The organism is Kitasatospora arboriphila (genome assembly GCF_039528095.1).
Lineage (GTDB): Bacteria > Actinomycetota > Actinomycetes > Streptomycetales > Streptomycetaceae > Kitasatospora > Kitasatospora arboriphila.
In genome coordinates this window covers 1-306 of record NZ_BAAALD010000304.1, presented here as the reverse complement: position 1 = coordinate 306, position 306 = coordinate 1, and the positions used below count along the sequence as shown (strand labels likewise).

Below are 306 nucleotides of genomic sequence, written 5' to 3'. Positions count from 1 at the left end.
AGACCTCTATACCCGGGCGGGACAAGAGATGTGGAAGAAGATGGCCAGCGCCCACTGGCTGCAGGATGGTCGCAAGGACGCCCCTATCGTGCTGTATGTCTTTGCCGATCCCTTCTGTCCCTACTGCAAGCAGTTCTGGCAGCAATCCCGCCCCTGGGTAGAGGCCGGTAAAGTGCAGATCCGCACTCTGCTCGTGGGGGTGATTAAGCCGGAGAGCCCGGCCACCGCCGCGGCGATTCTCGCCAGCAGCGATCCGGCGAAAACCTGGCATGATTACGAGCAATCGAATGGGAAAATGGCTCTGAC

The 306-nt window shown here is 60.1% G+C and carries 1 protein-coding gene; it reads left to right on the top strand.

What is annotated here, in order from left to right; translation table 11 throughout:
- Positions 1–28: 28 nt before the first annotated feature.
- On the top strand, positions 29–306 hold a 278-nt coding region (dsbG, locus tag ABD353_RS40100; protein WP_344628624.1), incomplete at its 3' end, for a thiol:disulfide interchange protein DsbG.